Below are 19521 nucleotides of genomic sequence, written 5' to 3' on the forward strand. Positions count from 1 at the left end.
TGCGGCCAACATCTCGTACAACCTGCTGAAGACGGCGGCTGGCGGCAACATCGCGATTGGCCCGGTGCTGCTGGGTTCGGCCCAGCCGGTGCACATCCTGACGGCCAGCACCACGGTGCGCCGCATCGTGAACATGACGGCTTTGACGGTGGCCGACGCCAACGTGACGCGCTGAGCTTCAGCAGCCCAGGGGCGTGCTCCTTCCCCCTGAGCTGAGCAGGTTCCCCACCGGCGCCGCCCCCTCACGCGCCCATGGGCGAGCACAGTTCGATCAGGGTGCCGTCTGGGCTCCGCACATAAGACACGACCTGACCCCAGGGCTTTTGGCTGGGAGCGGCCCATTCACGTGCGCCGGCTTGCAGCGCCCGGACGTGGGCTGCCGCCACGTCAGGGGTGACCAGGCCCAGTTCCATGCCCAAGGGCAAGGCGGATTCGGAGGCTGCGACGTGCCCGCCCTCGAAGTTGGTGTGACCCAGCTCATGGGCCGCAAAGGAAAGCGTCGTTTCGCCTGTGGCCAATTCACCGTAGGTGCCTGACTCGTGCAGGAATCGGCGCTCGAAGCCGAAGGCCTTCTCAAAAAAAACGAGAGACGCCTCGACATCGGGCACGTAGACGATGGTGTAGCCAAGTTTCATGGTGTGACAGGGACTGAGGAAAGGGCATGCGTGCACCCGCTGGGCGCCGCGAGGCAGTTTACTCAGGCCGCCTCTGGCAGATGCAGAGAAGTGGCTCGCGGCTGGCCACCCCATGCTGAACGTCCTTGGCACCCATGGGCTGGCCCTCAACGGTTGCAAAGCGCAGCGCCTGGTGGGCCGCTACGGGCGCCGGGAACCCTGCCGAGGTGAATCCGGCCCGCTTTAAAAGCTCTCCCATTGATCCTCTGCACCCGCCTTGGCCGAGCTGGTGAGCGCCGATGCAGGCGGCTTGGCCAAGGGCAACTCGGGCGCGGCTTTGGCAGACTTCAGGCTGGACTTGGGCTTGGCCGCCGCCTTGAAGACGTGGGGCCGAGGCAGCGGCTTCTTGGGCTGAGCCTGGGCGCTGCGATGGGCCTCGCCACTCAGTTTGAACACGGCCATGGCCGTGACCAGCTGAGCGGATTGGTGCTCCAGACTCTGCGCGGCAGCAGCGCTCTCTTCGACCAGCGCCGCGTTCTGCTGCGTGGTTTGATCCAGTTGGTTGATGGCTTCGCCAATCTGAGTCACGCCCGAGCTCTGTTCCGAACTGGCCGAACTGATTTCTCCCACGATGTCGCTGACCCGCGTGATGGCGGCCACGACCTCTTCCATGGTCTGCCCGGCCTGATCCACCAGGACCGTGCCTTGCTCGACTTGGTCGACACTGGCGCCAATGAGGGACTTGATCTCCTTGGCGGCCTCGGCAGACCGACCTGCCAGGCTTCTCACCTCGGAGGCCACCACCGCAAAGCCACGGCCTTGTTCACCGGCACGGGCGGCCTCGACCGCCGCGTTCAGGGCCAGGATGTTGGTCTGGAAGGCGATGCCATCGATGACGCCAATGATGTCGCCAATCTTCTTGGAACTGTCGTTGATGCCCTTCATGGTCTCGACCACCTGGGCGACCACGGTGCCCCCCTTGCTGGCCACCTCCGAGGCATTGAGCGCCAGTTGATTGGCCAGCCTGGCGTTGTCGGCGTTGTGCCGCACGGTGGTGCCAAACTGTTCCATGGTCGCGGCGGTCTCCTCCAAGGCGCTGGCCTGGTTCTCTGTGCGTTGACTCAGATCCGCATTGCCGACCGAGATTTCCGACGTCCCCGTCGCGATGGAATCTGCCGCGCCACGCACTTGGCCCACGATTCGGACCAGACTTTGCTGCATGGTGCCCAGAGAAGCCAGCACGCTGCCAGCCGGTGCCGAATCCGCCCCCAAGACCGGGCTCAAATCCCCACCAGCCACTTTTTCGGCAGCTTGGCCCAGCACCCCAGGCTCAGCCCCCAAAGCCCTGGTCAGACTGCGCACGATCAACATCCCAGCCACCACGGCCGCCACCACGGCAATCAAGCAAGCAGCCACCAGCCAAGTCCGTTGGTTGCTGTGCTGCTCCTCAGCCCCTTTGATCAGCAGGGCCGAACGCTGCGCGGTCAACTCGGCATAGGCATTGGTTTTACCGACCAATGCCATCAACAAGGGCCGGCACTCCTCGTTCATCTTGGCGATGGCTTCGTCACGCTTGTTTTGCAGGGCCAGCTGGACGATGGACAAGGCCACCGGGCTGTAGGCTTGTTCGATTTTGCTGATGTCATCGACCAGTGCTTTGGCCTGGGCCGGCACATCCGGGAGAGCCACCATTTCTTTCAGTTTTGCAAGATTTTTTTGAACCTGCTCGTGCGCCTTGGCGACGGCGGCCTTTTCAACCTCCACATCGGCCGGCTTGGTCACCAACACGAGGTTGCGCGCAGCGATGGCACGGGCATCCACCTGGGCTTGAATGCTGGCAGCCAACGTGGCCCGCGTGTTGATGCCATTCACATACGATTTGAAGGCCTGATTGGCCGCCTGCAACTCGATGATGGCCAGGCCAGACACGATCAAAACCAGCACAGTCAAGCCGCCGAAGGCGGCGGACAACTTGGCCCGAACAGACACGAGGTGCATGGACATTTGGTCTCCTTCTGTAAATTTTCTACATTTTTATTGATTTAAATGAAACATTTAACAAATTTATCATTAACCGAGTATTTGACTCGGATTTGAAAAATTGATCCAAGACTCTGGTGTAAAAGCGCGACCCAACAAGGCAAAACTTCTTTTGATGAGCGCCCACACAAGCACTCCCAGCCCAGGGATCTGGGCCGTGTGACGGCGGCGGCCATCGATGCGGCGACGCTGGCGGCGTGGTCGCCGCGCCCCTCACGCCCGCTCGCCGCTGCCCACCCCACCAAGCAGCCGGGTCTGCCGATACACCCCCGGTGCTTGACCGGTCCAGCCCTTGAAGGCGCGGTGGAAGGTGCTGGCCTCGGAGAACCCGAGCCGGTTGGCGATGTCCAGCAGGGTCAGCTCGGGCTGGTGCAGGTACTCGATGGCCGCGTCGCGGCGCAGGTCGTCCTTGATGGCTTGGTAGCCCTGGCCCTCGTCGCGCAGGCGGCGGCGCAGGGTTTGCGGGGTCATGGCCAGGTACTGGCTGACGAACTCCAGCGAAGGCATTTCGCCACTCAGGTGGCGCCGCAGCAGGCGGCGGATGCGTTCGGTCAAGCTGGTCTGGTCGCGGTACTTGATCAGCAGGCTGGCCGGGGCCTGACGCAGGAACTCCTCCAGGCTTTGCGGGTTCTGCACCACCGGCAGGTCGAGCCAGCGCGCATCAAAGCGAAAGCCCACCCAGGGGTGGCCATACACCACCGGGGCCTGGAACAGGCGACCGGCATCGCTGCTGTAGCCCGTGTCCAAGTGGCGGTACATGACCTCGGTGACGGGAATGCGCCGCGCCACCAGCCACGAGGCCAGGCCGTAGGTGAAGAAGCAAAAGGTGCGGTCGGCATAGCCGCGCTCGGGGTCGCGCGGGCCGTTGGACACCAGGTGCACCGAGGCCTGGCTGCCCTGCACCACCAGGCGCGGCACAAAGTCCTGCAACAAGGGGTGGTAGTAGCGAAAGCCCGTGCGAAGCGCCTCGCCCAGGCTGCGGCAGTGCACCAGCAGGCGGCACATCTGGCTGAAGTTGCCCAGGCGCACGGGCTGGCTGCACAAGGCCCACAGCTCATCCCGGGTGTGCCGGCTCAGCAGCTGGATCAACGCCGCGTACTGCGCCTGGGTGACGCGCGACAGGGGCGAATCCAGCAGCGCGGGCACGATGCCGGCACGGCGCAGCAGGCGCTGCGCATCGCCGCCCCGGGCCACATAGCCCTGCAAGATTTGGCTGACTTGCAGGATGGCGATGGTGTGGCGGGTGGTGACCTCGTGCGACATCAGTCGAGTTTAAGTCCCAGTTCCTGCACAAAGACCTTCTCGCGGGCGGTCTGCTCAGCCGCGTAACGGGTGTAGTCCTCCGCGCTCATGTACAGCGGCACCTGGTCGTTTTGCTCCAGGGCGCGCACAAAACCAGGGTCGTTCATGGCTTTGCGGAAGGCGTCATGCAGCACCTGGACCACCTTGGGGCTCATGCCTTTGGGGCCTGCCAGGCCAATGGGTGAATTGACCACGATGTCATGGCCCAGCTCGCGCAGCGTGGGCACCTGGGGCCAGCGTTTCAAGCGCGACTCCCCCAGGGTGGCCAGCACGCGGGCCTTGCCCGACTCCGCCAGCGCGCCCCAGCCCGGGTCGGAGATGACCATCAGGTGGCCGCCCAGCAAGGCCGCCGTCTCTTCGGCCATGCCTTTGTAGGGGATGAAGTTGAACTGCACGCCCGCCGCACGGGCCAGGCGCTCCATGGCAATGTGGCCGCCACTGCCCTTGCCGGTGCTGCCATAGCTGATGGCGCCAGGCTGGCGGCGCGCGTCGGCCAGCAGATCTTGCACGGTCTTCCAGGGCGCGTCCTGGCGCACCACCAGACCGTTGGTGTAGCCGGTCAGGCAGATCAGGTAGCTGAAGTCGGCCACCGGGTCAAAGCTGACCTTCATCAGGTGGGGCAGGCGAAACAGGGTGGCGGCGATCAAGGAAACGGTGTAGCCGTCAGGCGCCGCCGTCTGCGCCATGCCCGCTGGCCCCAGGGTGCCACCCACGCCGGGGCGGTTGGAGATCAGGATGGGCTGACCCAATTCACGCGAGGCCGCCTGCGCCAGGGCGCGGATCTGCACATCGGTGGCCCCGCCCGGCGGGAAGGGCAGGATCAAGGTGATGGGTCGGCTGGGGTAGGCCTCAGGGGTCTGCGCCCAGGCGCCGGGGGCGCTCAGCCCGCCGGCCACGGCCAGGCCGGCCGCCCACAGCGCCGCGCGCCGGGTGAAAGAAGATCGCTGGCGTGCCGCCGGGGTCTTGACCCGCAAAGTCCACATGGTGTTGTCTCCTGTTTTAAAAAAACCACGCCAGTCCGGGGCGCGGGGTCTGTGCCCCGCTGCGCCCGACCGGCTCTGTCGACATGGCTCAGGCCACCGCGCCCTGGGCGCGCAATGCGGCCTGCTCGGCCGGCGTGTAGCCGGCGGCGCTCAGCAGCGCCTCGGTGTGCTCACCGGCGGTGGGTGCGGGGTGGCGCACTTCAAATTCAAAACCCGTCATGCGCACCGGGCAGCCCAGTTGGCGCCCGCCTCCGGCCAGGGGCAGCACCATGCCGCGCTCGGCGAACTGGGGCAGGTCCAAGGCCTGCTCCAACTTGAGGATGGGGGTGACGCAGCAGTCCACGCCCGCCAGATGCTCGGTCCACCAGGCCAGGCTGTGGGCGCCCACCAGGGCCTGCACCTCGGCGCGCACGGCCTCGCACTCGGCGGGCGTGGCCGGTTGGTGGCGGGGCTGCAGATCGGGGCGCTGCAGCTGCTGGCAAAACAGGTTCCAGAACTTGCGCTCCAAAGCGGCCACGGCCAGGTAGCCGCCGCAGGCCGCGGTGTAGAGGGCATAACAGGGCAAGGCACCGGTCAGCTTGCCTTGGCCGGGCGGCTGGGTCACGCCCCGCGTGTTGACGGCGGCCAGGGGCAGCACGGCATGGGCCAGCAGGCCGTCGGCCACCGCGATGTCCACATGGCGGCCCAGGCCGCTGCGCTGGGCGTCAAACAAGGCGGCCAGCAGCCCCATCACGGCGGTCATGGTGCCGCCCAGCAGGTCGGCCACCGGCACGTTGGACAAGGCAGGAGGCTGACCGGGCTGGCCGATCTGTTCGGCCACGCCAGTCCACCCTGCGTAATTGAGGTCGTGGCCCGCCGCGTCGCGCATCGGGCCGGTCTGGCCGTAGCCGGTCAGGCTGACATAGACCAGGCGCGGGTTCAAGGCGGCCAGGGCCTCGTAGCCCGCCCCCAGGCGCGCCATCACGCCGGGGCGAAAGCCCTCCACCAGCACGTCAGCCTCGCGCACCAGGCGCTGCAGCACCGCCAGGCCGGCCGGCTGCTTGAGGTCCAGGCACAAGCCCAGCTTGTTGCGGTTGACCAGGGCGCGCACCGGGGCGGCGGCGTAGTCCCCGGCCCCGGTGTCTTCGATCTTGATCACCTCGGCCCCCAGGTCAGCCAGGTGCTGGGTGCACACGGGACCGGGCAAGAGGCGGGTCAGGTCCAGCACGCGCACGCCGCGCAAGGGGGCCCCTTGGGGGACGGGCCCGGGGGGACGGGCTGCCGAGGCGGCAGGTAGTTCGCTCATGAAGACAAGGCCTCCGTTGGAAAGCCCGGGCAGCTTGCCGGGCGCGGGGCCAGTCTAGGCATGGGGGCTGGGCCGCGGCAATGGCGTGGGCGATCAATGCCATTGGCGGGAATGTTCAGCGCTAAGGGTTGTCCGCAGCGTACCAAGACCATCCAGTCGCCAAAGGCGCCCGTATACTGGTTTCATGCGTTCTCCAGACCGTTCATCGCGCGTTTTGACGCGCACCTACCGGGCCTGATCCCGGCGCATGCCCATGTCGGTCCTGGACCCACGCTCCATCATCACCCTGTCGGCCCTGATGGGCTTGGTGATGGCCATGGTCCTGTTTTTCGTGCGCCGCAGTTACCCGCGCAAATTGCAAGGTGGTTTGCGCCTCTTGGCGGCCTCGCCCCTGGCGTGGTTCACGGCGGCCGGCCTGTATGGCTTGCGCGACGTGGCCCCGGACTGGCTGACAGTGGTGCTGGCCAACCTGATCCTCCTGCTGGGCACCCTGCTGTTTTCCGTCGGCTTGCAGCATTTTTTTCAGGGCTGGGCGCGCTGGCGGCTGTGGGCTGGATTGATTCTGGCCAGCACCCCGGTGGTGGCCTGGTTCACCCTGGTCGAGCCCAACTACGGTGTGCGCCTGCTGGTGGTCAATGGCCTGCTGTGCGGCCTGTTCTTGCAGCAAATCCGCTATTTGATGCAGCAGCCCACGAGCTTTGGCCTGCGTTTCACGATGGTGGCGATGGGGGCTCAAACCTCGGTGCTGGTGCTGCGCATGGTCAGTGTGGCGGCGGGCTTGGCCGGGCACAGCATGATGGAGCCCGGCTTGCTGCAGGTGGTGTACGTGTCGTCCAACGCCATGTCGGTGCAGATGCTGACGATTGGCGCCGTGCTGCTGGCCACCGAGCGGCTGCGCCGCGAGTTTGAGCATGTGGCCAGCCACGACTCGCTGACCGAGGCCCTGACCCGCCGCGCCGTGCTGGAACTGGCGGAGAACGAACTCGCCCGCCTGCAGCGCTACGGCGAGCCACTGTCCCTGATGATGCTGGACCTGGACCACTTCAAGGACATCAACGACCTGCAAGGCCACCAGCAAGGCGATGCGGTGCTGGTCGACTTTGCCAACCGCACCCGCGCCGTGCTGCGCCGCCCCGACCAGTTGGGCCGCTATGGTGGCGAAGAGTTCCTGGTGTTGTTGCCAGCCACCGATGCGCGCGCGGCCCGCGTGGTGGCCGAGCGGGTGCGCCTGGCCCCGCCGTCCCGCCCCGAGCTGGCCTGCACGGTCAGCGTGGGCCTGACCACCGCCCTGGGCCCCGACGACAGCCTGGACGCCATGCTCAGCCGGGCCGACCAGGCGCTTTACCTGGCCAAGCGCGAGGGGCGCAACCGGGTCTGCGAGGCCTGAGGCCCGCACGCCCCTCAGGCCTGGGACACACCCGCCGAGGCAAAACTGGCCATCTCGGCCAAGACCAGGCAAGCCGACTGCAGCAGCGGCCAAGCCAGCGCCGCGCCCGAGCCCTCCCCCAGGCGCAAGCCCAGCGACAGCAAGGGCTGCGCCTGCAGCTGCTGCAACATCAGCGCATGGCCCCGCTCGCCCGACTGGTGGGCAAACACGCAGCGCTGGCGCACCGTGGGCACCAGGGCGCAGGCGAGCATCACCGCCGCCGTGGTGATGAAGCCGTCGACCAGCACCACGCGGCGCTCGGCGGACGCCTGCAGCACGGCCCCCACCAGGGTGGCCAGCTCAAAACCACCCAGCGCCGCCAAGGCCTGGGCTGGGTCGCGCAGGTCGGCATGGCGGGCCATGACCTGCTCCAGCACCGCCACTTTGCGCGCCACGCCCGGGACGTCCAGGCCGGTGCCGCGCCCCGTGCATTCCGCCACTGGGCGGCCGCTGCACCAGGCCAGCAGCAGCGAAGCAGCGGAGGTGTTGCCAATGCCCATCTCGCCCAGCAGCAGCACATTGCCAGGCAGGCTGGCCACCACCTCGCGGCCCTGGCGCACGGCCTGGGCGCATTCGGCCTCGCTCATGGCCGGGCCCGCGCTGGCGTCGGCCGTGCCGGGGCCCACCTTGCGCACCAGCAGGCGCGCCGCGCCGGGGGCGGCTTCGGGGCGCGGGCCAAAGTCATGGCGCACACCGCAGTCGACCACGGTCAGGGCCAGGCCATGTTGGCGGGCCAGCACACTGACAGCGGCCCCACCGGCCAGAAAGTTCTCCACCATCTGCCAGGTCACGTCGCTGGGGTAAGCCGACACGCCGCGCGCGGCCAGGCCGTGGTCGGCCGCGCACACCAGCATCTGCGGCGCCTGCAAGCGGGGGGCCTCCGTGCCCAGAATCTGCCCCAATTGCAAGGCGAGGCTTTCGAGCTGGCCCAGCGAGCCAAGGGGCTTGGTCTTGTTGTCCAACACCTGCTGCAAACGGGCGCTGAGCGCAGGGTCGTGCAGGTCGGCCACCTCGGGCAGCCAGGGGGTCAGAAAATTCGGGGCGTCGGACATGGCAGTCTTGAAAAATCAGCAGGGCCTGCATTGTCCACCCAGCCTGCACGGGCCCCAGGCACGGCGACAATCAAGCCCATGCCTCCCCTGCCCCCTGCAGCCCTGCCCGGGTCCGACCTGCCCACAGCCCCCGTCCTGCGCCGCCCTGGCCTGCGCACCGTGCGCGGGCAGTTGACACCGCGCCTGACCCTGCAAACCCTGGGCCGCGGCGACGGCCTGCTGGGCATGTGCCGAGACGGCGTGTTCGGGCCGCGCGGCGACAGCGTCACCGTGGTCTGGGTCGATTGGCTTTACGAAGAGGCTGGCCAGCCGCTGTGGTCCACCCCGGCAGCGCGCACGGTGTTGAACAGCCGCCCCCTGCCCACCGAGCGCCTGACCGACCCACAGGGCCAGGCCGTGCTGCTGCACCGTGACCTGGCCGCCGAAGCGCAGGCGGCCGACCGTGTGCGCACCCTGGGCCTGCGCCCCCTGCCGGCCGACACCTTGCAGTGGCGCGTCCCCGAAGCCGCCGAAGCCGCCCTGCCCGGCGCACGCGCCGAGCAGCTGTGGACCCTGGTACAGGAAAGTGACTTTGCCGACTGGTGGGCCGATGAAGTGCCAGCCCTGCAAGCCGAAGGCTGGAGCGTGTTGCTGCGCCCGGGATTTGCCCACTTGAGCGTGCCAGTCGAGGCCTGGCGTGTTCTGGTGCAGCCCGACACCGGCGAGCTGCTGGGCCACGAAGTGGCCGGCCCCCTGGGGGTGCGCGAGCCCGAGATCGCCCCCCTGGGCCTGCCGCCGCGCCAAGGCGCCTGGTTTTTGTCGCTGGGCGTGGACATCGACGGCGAGACCCTGGACCTGGCTCCGCTGCTGGCTGACTTGCTGCGCCGCGATGCCCGCTGGTTGAGCGCCGACGCGCTGTTTGCCATCGATGACCATGCCTTGATCGCCCTGCGCGCCCCAGGCGGACGGCGCATCGAGGCCCCAGCGGCACCCTTGAAAAAAATCGTCGCGGCCCTGCTGGACCTGCTGACCGACCCGCAGCGCAGGCCTGGCCCCTGGCGCTTGTCGAGCTGGGACCTGCCACGCCTGGAGGCCCTGCAAAGCCCGGACCTGACCCGAGCCGCGGACAGCGCAGGCGCTCCCGACGCCGCCAGCGCCCCCCTGGTGCCCTGGCATGTGCAAGGCAGCGAGGGCCTGGCCGCCTGGGTGGCCCGGCTGCGCCAAAGCGGCAGCCCACCGCCCGTGGCAGCGCCGACCGGCCTGGGCATTGCCCTGCGCCCTTACCAACAGCAAGGCCTGGCCTGGCTGCAGTACCTGCGCGCCCAAGGCCTGCATGGTGTGCTGGCCGACGACATGGGCCTGGGCAAGACGGCCCAGGCCATTGCCCACCTGTTGACCGAGGCCCAGGCCGGCCGCCTGGACCGCCCGGCCCTGGTGGTGCTGCCCACCTCGCTGATCTTCAACTGGCAGGCCGAGCTGGCCCGGCTGGCGCCGGACTTGAAGGTGCTGACCCTGCACGGCCCGCAGCGCAGCGCGCTCTTTGACCAACTGGCCCAGCACCAGGTGGTGCTGACCAGCTACGCCTTGCTGTGGCGGGACCTGGCGCGGCTGCGCACCCAGCCCTGGCACCTGCTGATCCTGGACGAGGCCCAGATGGTGAAGAACGCCGACAGCCGCAGTGCCCGCGCCCTGCGACAACTGGAGGCGCGGCACCGCCTGTGCCTGACCGGCACCCCCATGGAAAACCACCTGGGCGAGCTGTGGTCCTTGTTTGATTTTTTGATGCCGGGCTTTTTGGGCAGCGCGCGGCATTTTCAGCAGCACTGGCGCAAGCCCATCGAGGTCAATGGCGAAAGCCTGCGCGCCCGCTTGCTGGCCGAGCGCCTGCGCCCCTTCATCCTGCGCCGGCGCAAGACCGAGGTCGCGCGCGAGCTGCCCGACAAGGTCGAGGTCACCCTGCCCGTGACCCTGGAAGGCGCGCAACGCGAGCTGTATGAAAGCGTGCGCGTGGCCGCCGACCACCTGGTGCGCCGCGTGCTGCACCGCCAAGGCATTGCGGGCGCGCAGATCAGCATCCTGGACGCCTTGCTCAAGCTGCGCCAGGTCTGCTGCGACCCCGGCCTGGTGCCGGGCCTGACCCTGCCGCCCAGCATGCCCAGCGCCAAGATGGAGGCCTTGGCCCAGCTGCTGCCTGAGCTGGTGGCCGAGGGGCGGCGCGTGCTGGTGTTCTCCCAGTTCACGGGCTTGCTGGCCCGCGCTGGCGAGACCTTGGATGAGCTGGGCGTGGCCTGGCTGAAGCTCACCGGCGACACCCCGCCCGCCCAGCGCGGCGCTTTGGTCCAGGCCTTCCAAGAGGGGCAGGCGCCGGTGTTTTTGATCAGCCTCAAAGCCGGCGGGATCGGCCTGAACCTGACCGCGGCCGACACCGTGATCCACCTCGACCCCTGGTGGAACCCGGCCGTGGAGCAACAGGCCACCGACCGGGCCCACCGCATTGGGCAAACCCAAACCGTCTTCGTCTACCGACTGGTGGTGCAAGGCAGCATCGAAGAGCGCATGCTGGCGCTGCAACAGCGCAAGGCGCGGCTCACCGAAGGCGTGTTGGGCGAGGACGGCGCCCAGGGCCTGAAGTTCAGCCCTGACGAGCTGGAAGGCCTGCTGCGCCCCCTGGCGCCGGGTGCTTGAAGCCCGGCTCGCCGGCGAAAAAAAGGCACCGCAAGCGGTGCCTTTGGCGTCTGGGCCGCATGGGCCCAAAGGCGTGAGCCGCTCAGAGCGCGCCCACCAGTTCCGGCACGGCCGCGAACAGGTCCGCTTCCAGACCGTAGTCGGCCACACTGAAGATCGGCGCTTCCGGGTCCTTGTTGATCGCCACGATCACCTTCGAATCCTTCATCCCCGCCAAGTGCTGGATCGCGCCCGAGATGCCGCACGCCACGTACAGGCTCGGCGCCACGATCTTGCCCGTCTGCCCCACTTGCAGGTCGTTGGCCGCGTAGCCCGCGTCCACCGCAGCGCGGCTCGCACCAATGGCCGCGCCCAGCTTGTCGGCCAGCGGTGTGATCACTTCATTGAACTTCTCGGCACTGCCCAAGGCCCGGCCACCCGACACGATGATCTTGGCCGCCGTCAGTTCGGGGCGGTCGCTCTTGGCGATCTCGCTGCCCACAAACGCGCTCTTGCCGCTGTCGGCTGCTGCCGCGATGGTCTCGATGGCCGCACTGCCACCCGTGGCCGCTGCCGCGTCAAAGCCCGTGCCTCGCACCGTGATCACCTTGGTGGCGTCCGTGCTTTGCACCGTGGCGATCGCGTTGCCCGCATAGATCGGGCGCTCGAAGGTGTCGGCGCTGATGACCTTGCTGATTTCGCTGATCTGCGCCACGTCCAGCTTGGCGGCCACGCGCGGCGCGGCGTTCTTGCCCCCGGCCGTGGCCGGGAACAGGATGTGGCTGTAGTTGGCGGCAATCGCCAGCACTTGGGCAGCCACGTTCTCGGCCAGGCCGTGGCCCAGGGCTTCGCTGTCGGCGTGGATGACTTTGCTGACACCCGCGATTTGCGCCGCAGCGGCAGCGGCGGCGCCAGCGTTGTGGCCCGCGATCAGCACATGCACATCACCACCGGCTTGCACAGCGGCGGTGACGGTGTTCAGGGTCGCGCCCTTGAGGGTCGCGTTGTCGTGTTCGGCAATAACAAGTGCGGTCATGGTCAGATCACCTTGGCTTCAGTTTTCAGTTTGTTCACGAGGGTGGCCACGTCGGGCACCTTGATGCCAGCACCGCGCTTGGGCGGCTCGCTGACCTTGAGGGTCTTCAGGCGCGGGCTGACGTCCACACCCAGGTCTTCGGGCTTGACGATCTCCAGCGGCTTCTTCTTGGCCTTCATGATGTTGGGCAGCGTCACGTAGCGCGGCTCGTTCAGGCGCAGGTCGGTGGTGATGACCGCCGGGATCGACAGGCTCAGGGTTTCCAGGCCACCGTCGATTTCGCGCGTCACGTTGACCTTGTCGCCAGCCACTTCGACCTTGCTGGCGAAGGTGGCTTGCGGCAGGTCGGCCAGGGCCGCCAGCATCTGGCCGGTTTGGTTGGCGTCGTCGTCAATGGCTTGCTTGCCCAGGATGATCAGGCCCGGTTGCTCTTTGGCGACCAGGGCGGCCAGCAGCTTGGCCACGGCCAGCGGCTGCAGTTCAGCGTCGGTCTCGACCAGGATGGCACGGTCAGCCCCAATGGCCATGGCCGTGCGCAAGGTCTCTTGGCACTGGGTCACGCCGCAGCTCACCGCGATCACCTCAGTGGCCACGCCTTTTTCTTTCAGGCGCACCGCTTCTTCGACGGCAATCTCGTCAAAGGGGTTCATGCTCATCTTGACGTTGGCGATGTCCACACCCGTGTTGTCCGACTTCACCCGGACCTTCACGTTGTAGTCCACCACACGTTTGACGGGGACGAGAATCTTCATAGTGCTTTCCTCTTTCTTCAAATCAGGGTGTCAGTCGAGCTGGGCGCCAGAGGCTTTCACCAGGCGCTCCCAGACCGGGTATTCACGTTTATAGAACGCAGCAAACTGTTCGGGCGTGCTGCCCACCGTGGTGAAGCCCATGGCGGCAAAGCGCTCACGGACTTCAGGCAGGGCACACACGGCACGCACTTCGGCCGACATGCGTTGAACCACCTCCACCGGGGTTTTGGCCGGTGCAGCGATCGCCACCCAGCCCGTGGTGCGGAAGACTTCGTCTTTCAAACCTTGTTCCGGCAAGGTGGGTACTTGGGGCAGCACCGTCATGCGCTGCTCCCCGGTCACGCCAAGCGCTTTGATTTTGCCAGAGTCAATGTGCGGTTTGGCGCCCAGGGCGCTGGCAATGGCGATCTGGATTTGGCCGCCAATGAGGTCTTGCAGCATCGGGGCCTCGCCCTTGTAAGCCACATGGGACATGTCGGCGTCCAGGGTCTGGCTGATCTGCGCGCCCACCAGGTGGGCTTGCGAGCCCACGCCCCAGGAGCCGTAGGACAGCTTGCCCTTGTTCTTGCTGATGTAGGCCATCAGCTCTGGGCCCGTGCTGACCGGCACATTGGCATTGACCACCAACACCGTGGGCGCATCAGCCACCTGGGACACCAGGGCCAGGTCGCGCTGCGGGTTGTAGGGCATCTTGGTGTAGAGGAACTGGTTGATCAGCAGCGAGGTGCTCAGCGAGAGCACAAAGGTGTAGCCGTCCGGCGCGGCCTTGGCCACCGCGTCCGTGCCCAGGATGCCGGCCGCGCCACCGCGGTTGTCCACCAGCACGGGCTGGCCCAGGCGGGTCGAGAGCTTCTCTGCGATCACGCGCGCCGAGATGTCGGTGGCGCCGCCCGCATTGAAAGGCACGATCAGCTTGATGGCCTTGTTGGGCCAGGCACTGGCCGACGCGCTTTGGGCGAAGGCACTGGGGCCGGCCAGGGCCAGGGCAGCGGCGCTGGCTTGGCTGAGCCATTGGCGGCGGGTGGGGGCTTGGGTCATGGTCTTGTCTCCTGTGGCTTGGGCCTGTTGGTATCACGAACTCAAAAACGGGGGCGGTGCGGCGTCAAACCGCCGGGGCACTGGCTGGCGCAAGCGCTGCGGGCGCGTCCTGCCATTGGGCCTGGACGGGCAGCCGGGCCAGCGCCTGGGCCAGGCCCTGGCGGAAGGCCTCGGGCAAGGCGGTGGGGGTGGCTGGGGCGACGACATAGCGCTCGCCCTGGACCTGCACGTCCAGCGCCGGCGGCGTGGCCAGCCCGGCCTCACGGGCCTGGGTCTCGGCCAACTCGGCAATCACCGCCCGGGTGGCCAGCACGCGCAAGTCGGGCTTGAAGATCTTGCCCACATTGGTCATGGGCAGGGCGTCTAGGATGGTCAGGTGGCGGGGCCGCGCTGGCGCCTCGTCCACGCGCTGGGCGGTGAAGTCCAGCAGCTCCTGCACGCTGGCGCTCTGGCCCGGCACCAGGCTGACAAACAGCACAGGCAGCTCGCCGGCGTAGGCGTCGGGCGCCCCCACGGCGGCGCTGAGCTGCACCGCGGGGTGGGCCGCCACGGCGTCTTCGATCACCTTGGGGTCGATGTTGTGGCCGCTGCGGATGATCAAATCCTTGGAGCGGCCCGAGATGTGCAAGCGCCCCTGCTCGTCGACAAAGCCCAGGTCTCCCGTGGCCAGCCAACCGTCGGCGGTGAAGGCACGGGCGTTGTCGGCCGGGTCCACAAAGCCCGAGAACAGGTTGGGCGACTTGAACAAGATCATGCCGGGCTGCCCCACGGGCAGGTCCTCGTCGCTGGCGTTGCCGCTGGCATCCAGGCGCACGATGCGCAGCTGCACAAAAGGCAGCGGGAAGCCCACGCAGCCCGCGGGCGCCACCACGCCGGGCGGCGTGATGGTGGAGATGCCGGCCATCTCGGTCATGCCCAGGGACTCGTGCACCTGCAGGCCAAACAGCTGCTGGTAGCGCGCCGACAGCTCGGGCGGCAGCGGCGCCGCGCCGGTGCGGGCGTAGCGCAGGCTGGAGATGTCAGCGCCGTCCACGGGCACATTGGCCAGCGCCGCCAGCACCGTGGGCACGGCCGACAGCACGGTGGTGCGGTAGGTCTGGACCAGCTTCCAGTAGTTGCGGATCACCTCACGGTTGCGCATCAGCGCGGTGGTGGGGATCACGGTCTCCACACCCGCCGACAGCGCGGTCAGCGCCCCCGGCAGCACGCCGGCCACATGGAACAGCGGGTAGCCGTTGAGGGTCACATCGTCCGGACCCAGGCCCTGCACCTGCACGCTGGACCAGGCCGTGAAAACCTGCGCGCCATGGCTGTGCCGCGCCAGCTTGGGCGCGCCGGTGGTGCCCCCGGTGTGGAAGTAGGCCGCGATGTCGCTGGCCTGGATGTCGCGCCCGCTGAGCAGGCGGTCTGAGGGCTGGGCCTCGATCAGCGCGCGGAAGCACTGCACACCGTCGGGCAGCGCGGGGCGGGCCGAGGCCGGCTCGTCCAGCGGGGGCACGCGCAGCAGCGTCGTGAGGCTGGGTACCTGGCTGCGGATGCGCAAGGCCTTGGACCACATCTCGGCATCGGCCTCGGCGCCATAGGCGATCAGCACGCGAGCGCCAGCGGCACGCATCAGGGCGACCAGCTTTTCGTCGCTGAGCAGCGGGTTGAGCGGCTGCACGATGGCCGCGGCCTCCCCTCCCCACAGGGCCAGGTGGTAGTCCAGGCAACCGGGCAGCAGCACGGCCACCGCGTCGCTGGGCTGCACGCCCAGGCGGTGCAGGGCATTGGCGGTCTGGTGGATGCCGGCCAGCAGCTGGCGGTAGCTCCAGCGGATGGGGGCGTCGGCCGGGTCGGCGCTGCGCAAAAAGGTCAGCGCCGTCTTGTCGCCAAATGCGGCCGCTGAGTTGCACATGATCTCGTAGGTGCTGCGCACCGGCATCGCCTGCGCCAGCGGGGCCAGGGCCTCGATGCGGCGGATGTCGGCCAGGCTGTGCACGCGCAGGGTCTGGCGGAACGGGGCGTGGCGGGGTGGCGCCTGGACAGCGGCGTCAGCGGAAACAGAGGCAGTGGAAGCGGTCATGGTGTCAGGGCAGAAAAGAGGACTTCAGGGGACCCAGCCCGCCAGGGGCCAGGTCTGGGCAGCCGCGTCAAATGAGGGATCGGGACAGGGCACTTGATCCACGCTGGGAAGTTAGCGTGAAGCGGGACGAACCGCTGTCCGTTACGGGACCCCGGCCCGGCCCTGGCGGACGGCCGACCGGGGCGGCCCCGCTCAATCGACCGAGATCCCCTTGTCCACAATCACCTTGCCCCACTTGGCGTCGTCCTGGCGGATGCGCTGGGCCAGCGCCTCGGACGGCTGGTAGGCCGGGAAGGTGCCGGCCTGCAGCAACTTGTCCTGCGTGTCTTTTTCAGCCAGCACGGCCTTGACCTGGTCGCTGAGCAGTTTGACCACGTCCTTGGGCGTGCCGGCCGGGGCCAGCAATGCGCCCCAGGACACGGCCTCGAAACTGGCGAAGCCCTGCTCTGCCACGGTGGGCACGTCGGGCGTGACGCTGACCCGCTTGGGCGAGCCCACGGCCAGGGCGCGCAGCTTGCCGGCCTGGATGTGGGGCAAGGCCGCCACCATGTCGGCGTACATCACGGGCACCTGGCCACCGAGCAAGTCGGTGATGGCAGGCACACCGCCCTTGTAGGGCACGTGCTGCATGTCGAACTGGCCCAGTTGCTTGAGCAACTCCATGCTCAGGTGGCCAAAGCTGCCCGCGCCCGAGCTGGTGTAGTTGAGCTTGCCGGGCTGGGCCTTGGCCTTGGCGATCAGCTGCGGCAAGGTGCTGACGTCGGGCAGCACGTTGGGGTTGACCACCACCACGATGGGCAGGTCATAGACCGAGGCGATGGGGCTGAAGTCCTTGACGATGTCATAGCCAGCCTTCTTGTAGAGGTGCGGCGCCAGCAGCGTGGGCGTGGCCAGCATCATCAGGGTGTAGCCGTCGGCCGGGGCCTTGGCCACCTGAGACGCGGCGATGGAGCCCGAGGCGCCCGCGCGGTTCTCCACCACCACGGGCTGCTTCAGGCGCTCCGCCAGGCGCTGGCCCAGGATGCGTGAAGCCGTGTCGGTGGGCCCGCCCGGCGGAAAGGGCACGATCAGCTTGATCGGGCGGCTGGGGTAGCTCTGCGCCAGCGCAGCCGAGCCGGCCAGCGCCAGGGCGGCCAGCAGCAGGCGGCGACTCAGGCCACGGGGGCTGAGGGAAAAGGTCATGAAACGTGTCTCCGGAATTCGTGTTCTTGTCGGGTCGGGTCGGCAGCTCAGAGCACGCCTCGGGCCTTGAGCCCCGCCAGCTGCTCCGGCGTGTAGCCCAGCAGGTCGGCCAGCACCTCGCGCGTGCCCTCGCCCAGCGTGGGTGGGGCGCGGCGCACGGGCAGGCGCTCGCCGTCCAGGCGGTACGGGGGCGCCAGCACATGGGTGCTGCCCGCCACCGGGTGGGGCTGCTCGGTGACCAGGCCGCCGCGCACCGCGCGCTCGGAGGTCAGGGCCTCGTGCAGGCCCAGCACCTCGCCGCAGGGGATGCCGGCGGCCGCCAGGCGCTCCAGCAGCAGCTTGCGCGGGCGGCTCTTGAGCTCGCGCAGGATCTCGGGCACCAGCACCTCGCGGTTGGAGCCCCGCCCCAGGTTGGTCTTGAAGCGCTCGTCAGCCGCGATGTCGGGTCGCTCGATGACCTCGCGCGCAAAGCGCTCGAACTGGGCGTTGTTGCCGACCGTGATGACCACCGGGCCATCGGCCGCGTCGAACACGCCATAGGGCACGATGGAGGGGTGGGCGTTGCCGTAGCGCGGCGGGTCCTTCTCCATCAGCATGGCTTCGAGGCCGTAGTAGGCGGTGATCATCAGGCCGCAGTCGAACAAGGCCATCTCGATGTGGCGGCCCTGGCCGGTGCGCTGGCGCTCGAACAAGGCGGCCAGCACGGCCTGGGCCGAGTACATGCCCGTGAACATGTCGACCGCCGCCACGCCGAACTTCAACGGGGGCTGGTGGGCCTCACCATTGAGGGCCATCAGGCCGGCCTCGCCCTGCACCACCAGGTCGTAACCGGGGCGGGCCGCCTCGGGGCCGCTGCGGTCGTAGCCCGAGATCGAGCAGTAGATGATGTCGGGCTTGACGGCCTTGATCTGCTCATAGCCCAGGCCCAGCTTGTCGAGGCCGCCGAACTTGAAGTTCTGGATCACTACATCGCTTTGCGCGGCCAGGTCGCGCACGATCTGCTGGCCCTCGGGGGTTTGCAGGTCCACCGTGACCGAGCGCTTGTTGCGGTTCACGCTGTTGAAGTAGGCGGTTTCGGTCTGGCCCACGCGCAGGCCCCAGTCGCGGGTGTCGTCACCGCGTCCCGGGTGTTCGACCTTGATCACCTCGGCGCCAAAGTCGCCCAGCACCATGCCGCACCAGGGCCCGGCCAGCACACGCGACAGGTCCAGCACGCGCACGCCTGCCAGCGGCAGGCCAGAGTTGAGTTGAGCCATCTTGCTTGTCTCTCCAGAATTCAAAAAAACCGACGCCTCAGGCGCCGGCGCGGCGCAGCGCGACAAAGTCGGGCGTGCGCTTGTTCAAGAAGGCGCCAATGCCCTCGGCCGATTCAGCGTCGCCCTGGGCCTGCACCATGTGCTCGGCCTCGCGGTCCAGTTGCTCGGCCAGGGGGGCCTGGGGGGCGGATCGGCACAGGTCCTTGATGCGCGCGTTGGCGCGCAGCGGGCCGGCGGCGATCTGCTGGGCCAGGGCCGTGGCCTGGGCCAGGGCGTCACCCGGCTCGCTCAGACGGTTGACCGCGCCCAGCGCGTGCAGGCGCTCGCCCGAGAGGCGTTCGCCCGTCAGGCACAGCTCGGTCAGGACCTGGCGCGAAACGAACTCGGCCAGGAAGGCGGTGGCGCCGCCGTCGGGTGTGAGGCCGACCTTGACGTAGGCCACCGAAAACACCGCATTGCGCGCCGCCACCAGCAGGTCACAGGCCAGGGCGATCGACAGGCCCGCGCCGGCGGCCGCGCCCTCGACCGCCGCGATGACAGGCTTGGGGCTGTCGCGCAGGGCCCGCACCAGGTCGTGCAGGCCTTCGAGGCGCTGGCGCCGCTCGCTCAAGGGCAACTCGCGGCGCTTGGCCAGTTGGCGCAGGTCGCCACCGGCACAGAAGTGCCCGGCCGCGCCGGTCAGCACCACGGCGCCCACGCGGTCGTCCTGGGCCGCCGCCGTGAGGGCTGCCGTCAGCTCGGCGTAGAACTCGGGCGACAGCGCGTTGCGCACGCTGGGGTTGTTGTGCGTCAGCACCAGCACGGCGCCGTCGCGGGCTTGCAGCAGCAGATCGCTCATGGTCGGCTC

16 protein-coding genes are annotated in these 19521 nt (G+C 68.2%); 3 read left to right on the forward strand and 13 right to left on the reverse strand.

The window, feature by feature from the left end; all coding sequences use genetic code 11:
- On the forward strand, positions 1-175 hold a 175-nt coding region (locus PSQ39_RS20815), incomplete at its 5' end, for a phosphate acyltransferase (protein WP_273929554.1).
- 67 nt (positions 176-242) lie between these two features.
- On the opposite strand, the gene PSQ39_RS20820 is transcribed toward PSQ39_RS20815, so the two are convergent.
- From PSQ39_RS20820 to PSQ39_RS20840, 5 genes are all read right to left on the reverse strand, one after another.
- Entirely contained in the window at positions 243-635 is a 393-nt protein-coding gene (locus tag PSQ39_RS20820) for a VOC family protein (RefSeq protein WP_273929473.1), read from the reverse strand.
- 222 nt (positions 636-857) lie between these two features.
- On the reverse strand, positions 858-2618 hold the full coding sequence (locus tag PSQ39_RS20825) for a methyl-accepting chemotaxis protein (protein WP_273929475.1): 1761 nt from the start codon (positions 2616-2618) through the stop codon (positions 858-860).
- A gap of 249 nt (positions 2619-2867) precedes the next feature.
- Positions 2868-3917 (reverse strand): AraC family transcriptional regulator, encoded by a 1050-nt coding sequence (locus PSQ39_RS20830; protein WP_273929477.1) that lies wholly within the window; start codon positions 3915-3917, stop codon positions 2868-2870.
- Entirely contained in the window at positions 3917-4939 is a 1023-nt protein-coding gene (locus PSQ39_RS20835) for a tripartite tricarboxylate transporter substrate binding protein (protein ID WP_273929479.1), read from the reverse strand. The genes PSQ39_RS20830 and PSQ39_RS20835 overlap by 1 nt, the downstream gene beginning before the upstream one ends.
- An 88-nt stretch (positions 4940-5027) precedes the next feature.
- Positions 5028-6224, reverse strand: coding sequence for a CaiB/BaiF CoA transferase family protein (locus tag PSQ39_RS20840; protein WP_273929480.1), 1197 nt, complete (start codon positions 6222-6224; stop codon positions 5028-5030).
- A 253-nt stretch (positions 6225-6477) separates the two neighbouring features.
- On the opposite strand from PSQ39_RS20840, the gene PSQ39_RS20845 reads away from it, so the two are divergent.
- Positions 6478-7611, forward strand: a complete 1134-nt coding sequence (locus PSQ39_RS20845) for a GGDEF domain-containing protein (RefSeq protein WP_273929482.1) — start codon at positions 6478-6480, stop codon at positions 7609-7611.
- A 14-nt stretch (positions 7612-7625) separates the two neighbouring features.
- Here PSQ39_RS20845 and cobT read toward each other — a convergent pair whose 3' ends face one another.
- Positions 7626-8702, reverse strand: coding sequence for a nicotinate-nucleotide--dimethylbenzimidazole phosphoribosyltransferase (cobT, locus tag PSQ39_RS20850; protein ID WP_273929484.1), 1077 nt, complete (start codon positions 8700-8702; stop codon positions 7626-7628).
- 78 nt (positions 8703-8780) lie between these two features.
- Between cobT and PSQ39_RS20855 the strand changes: the two genes are divergently transcribed.
- The gene (locus PSQ39_RS20855) at positions 8781-11366 is read left to right on the forward strand and encodes a DEAD/DEAH box helicase (RefSeq protein WP_273929486.1); all 2586 of its coding nucleotides are present in this window, start codon (positions 8781-8783) and stop codon (positions 11364-11366) included.
- Between the two features lie 82 nt (positions 11367-11448).
- On the opposite strand, the gene PSQ39_RS20860 is transcribed toward PSQ39_RS20855, so the two are convergent.
- From PSQ39_RS20860 to PSQ39_RS20890, 7 genes are all read right to left on the reverse strand, one after another.
- Complete coding sequence (locus PSQ39_RS20860; RefSeq protein WP_273929488.1) at positions 11449-12381, reverse strand: electron transfer flavoprotein subunit alpha/FixB family protein; 933 nt, start codon at positions 12379-12381, stop codon at positions 11449-11451.
- Positions 12382-12383: 2 nt separating this feature from the next.
- The gene (locus tag PSQ39_RS20865; protein WP_273929490.1) at positions 12384-13133 is read right to left on the reverse strand and encodes an electron transfer flavoprotein subunit beta/FixA family protein; all 750 of its coding nucleotides are present in this window, start codon (positions 13131-13133) and stop codon (positions 12384-12386) included.
- Between the two features lie 30 nt (positions 13134-13163).
- On the reverse strand, positions 13164-14171 hold the full coding sequence (locus PSQ39_RS20870; RefSeq protein WP_273929492.1) for a Bug family tripartite tricarboxylate transporter substrate binding protein: 1008 nt from the start codon (positions 14169-14171) through the stop codon (positions 13164-13166).
- Positions 14172-14235: 64 nt separating this feature from the next.
- Positions 14236-16236, reverse strand: a complete 2001-nt coding sequence (locus PSQ39_RS20875; RefSeq protein ID WP_273929494.1) for an acyl-CoA synthetase — start codon at positions 16234-16236, stop codon at positions 14236-14238.
- 192 nt (positions 16237-16428) lie between these two features.
- Positions 16429-17418, reverse strand: coding sequence for a Bug family tripartite tricarboxylate transporter substrate binding protein (locus PSQ39_RS20880; RefSeq protein WP_273929496.1), 990 nt, complete (start codon positions 17416-17418; stop codon positions 16429-16431).
- Positions 17419-17465: 47 nt separating this feature from the next.
- A complete protein-coding gene (locus tag PSQ39_RS20885) occupies positions 17466-18674 on the reverse strand; it encodes a CaiB/BaiF CoA transferase family protein (protein WP_273929497.1) in 1209 nt (402 codons plus the stop codon).
- Positions 18675-18711: 37 nt separating this feature from the next.
- Positions 18712-19512 carry an oxepin-CoA hydrolase, alternative type gene (locus PSQ39_RS20890; RefSeq protein WP_273929499.1) on the reverse strand — a complete coding sequence of 267 codons (801 nt, stop codon included), beginning with the start codon at positions 19510-19512 and terminating at the stop codon, positions 18712-18714.
- Positions 19513-19521 lie beyond the last annotated feature (9 nt).

Source organism: Curvibacter microcysteis (genome assembly GCF_028649455.1).
Classification (GTDB): domain Bacteria; phylum Pseudomonadota; class Gammaproteobacteria; order Burkholderiales; family Burkholderiaceae_C; genus Curvibacter; species Curvibacter microcysteis.

What these genes read in the sequence shown, in the direction of transcription:
- PSQ39_RS20820 (WP_273929473.1), bottom strand. Translation starts at nt 635, where the DNA reads ATGAAACTTGGCTACACCATCGTCTACGTGCCCGATGTCGAGGCGTCT.
- PSQ39_RS20825 (WP_273929475.1), bottom strand. Translation starts at nt 2,618, where the DNA reads ATGTCCATGCACCTCGTGTCTGTTCGGGCCAAGTTGTCCGCCGCCTTC.
- PSQ39_RS20830 (WP_273929477.1), bottom strand. Translation starts at nt 3,917, where the DNA reads ATGTCGCACGAGGTCACCACCCGCCACACCATCGCCATCCTGCAAGTC.
- PSQ39_RS20835 (WP_273929479.1), bottom strand. Translation starts at nt 4,939, where the DNA reads ATGTGGACTTTGCGGGTCAAGACCCCGGCGGCACGCCAGCGATCTTCT.
- PSQ39_RS20840 (WP_273929480.1), bottom strand. Translation starts at nt 6,224, where the DNA reads ATGAGCGAACTACCTGCCGCCTCGGCAGCCCGTCCCCCCGGGCCCGTC.
- PSQ39_RS20845 (WP_273929482.1), top strand. Translation starts at nt 6,478, where the DNA reads ATGTCGGTCCTGGACCCACGCTCCATCATCACCCTGTCGGCCCTGATG.
- cobT (WP_273929484.1), bottom strand. Translation starts at nt 8,702, where the DNA reads ATGTCCGACGCCCCGAATTTTCTGACCCCCTGGCTGCCCGAGGTGGCC.
- PSQ39_RS20855 (WP_273929486.1), top strand. Translation starts at nt 8,781, where the DNA reads ATGCCTCCCCTGCCCCCTGCAGCCCTGCCCGGGTCCGACCTGCCCACA.
- PSQ39_RS20860 (WP_273929488.1), bottom strand. Translation starts at nt 12,381, where the DNA reads ATGACCGCACTTGTTATTGCCGAACACGACAACGCGACCCTCAAGGGC.
- PSQ39_RS20865 (WP_273929490.1), bottom strand. Translation starts at nt 13,133, where the DNA reads ATGAAGATTCTCGTCCCCGTCAAACGTGTGGTGGACTACAACGTGAAG.
- PSQ39_RS20870 (WP_273929492.1), bottom strand. Translation starts at nt 14,171, where the DNA reads ATGACCCAAGCCCCCACCCGCCGCCAATGGCTCAGCCAAGCCAGCGCC.
- PSQ39_RS20875 (WP_273929494.1), bottom strand. Translation starts at nt 16,236, where the DNA reads ATGACCGCTTCCACTGCCTCTGTTTCCGCTGACGCCGCTGTCCAGGCG.
- PSQ39_RS20880 (WP_273929496.1), bottom strand. Translation starts at nt 17,418, where the DNA reads ATGACCTTTTCCCTCAGCCCCCGTGGCCTGAGTCGCCGCCTGCTGCTG.
- PSQ39_RS20885 (WP_273929497.1), bottom strand. Translation starts at nt 18,674, where the DNA reads ATGGCTCAACTCAACTCTGGCCTGCCGCTGGCAGGCGTGCGCGTGCTG.
- PSQ39_RS20890 (WP_273929499.1), bottom strand. Translation starts at nt 19,512, where the DNA reads ATGAGCGATCTGCTGCTGCAAGCCCGCGACGGCGCCGTGCTGGTGCTG.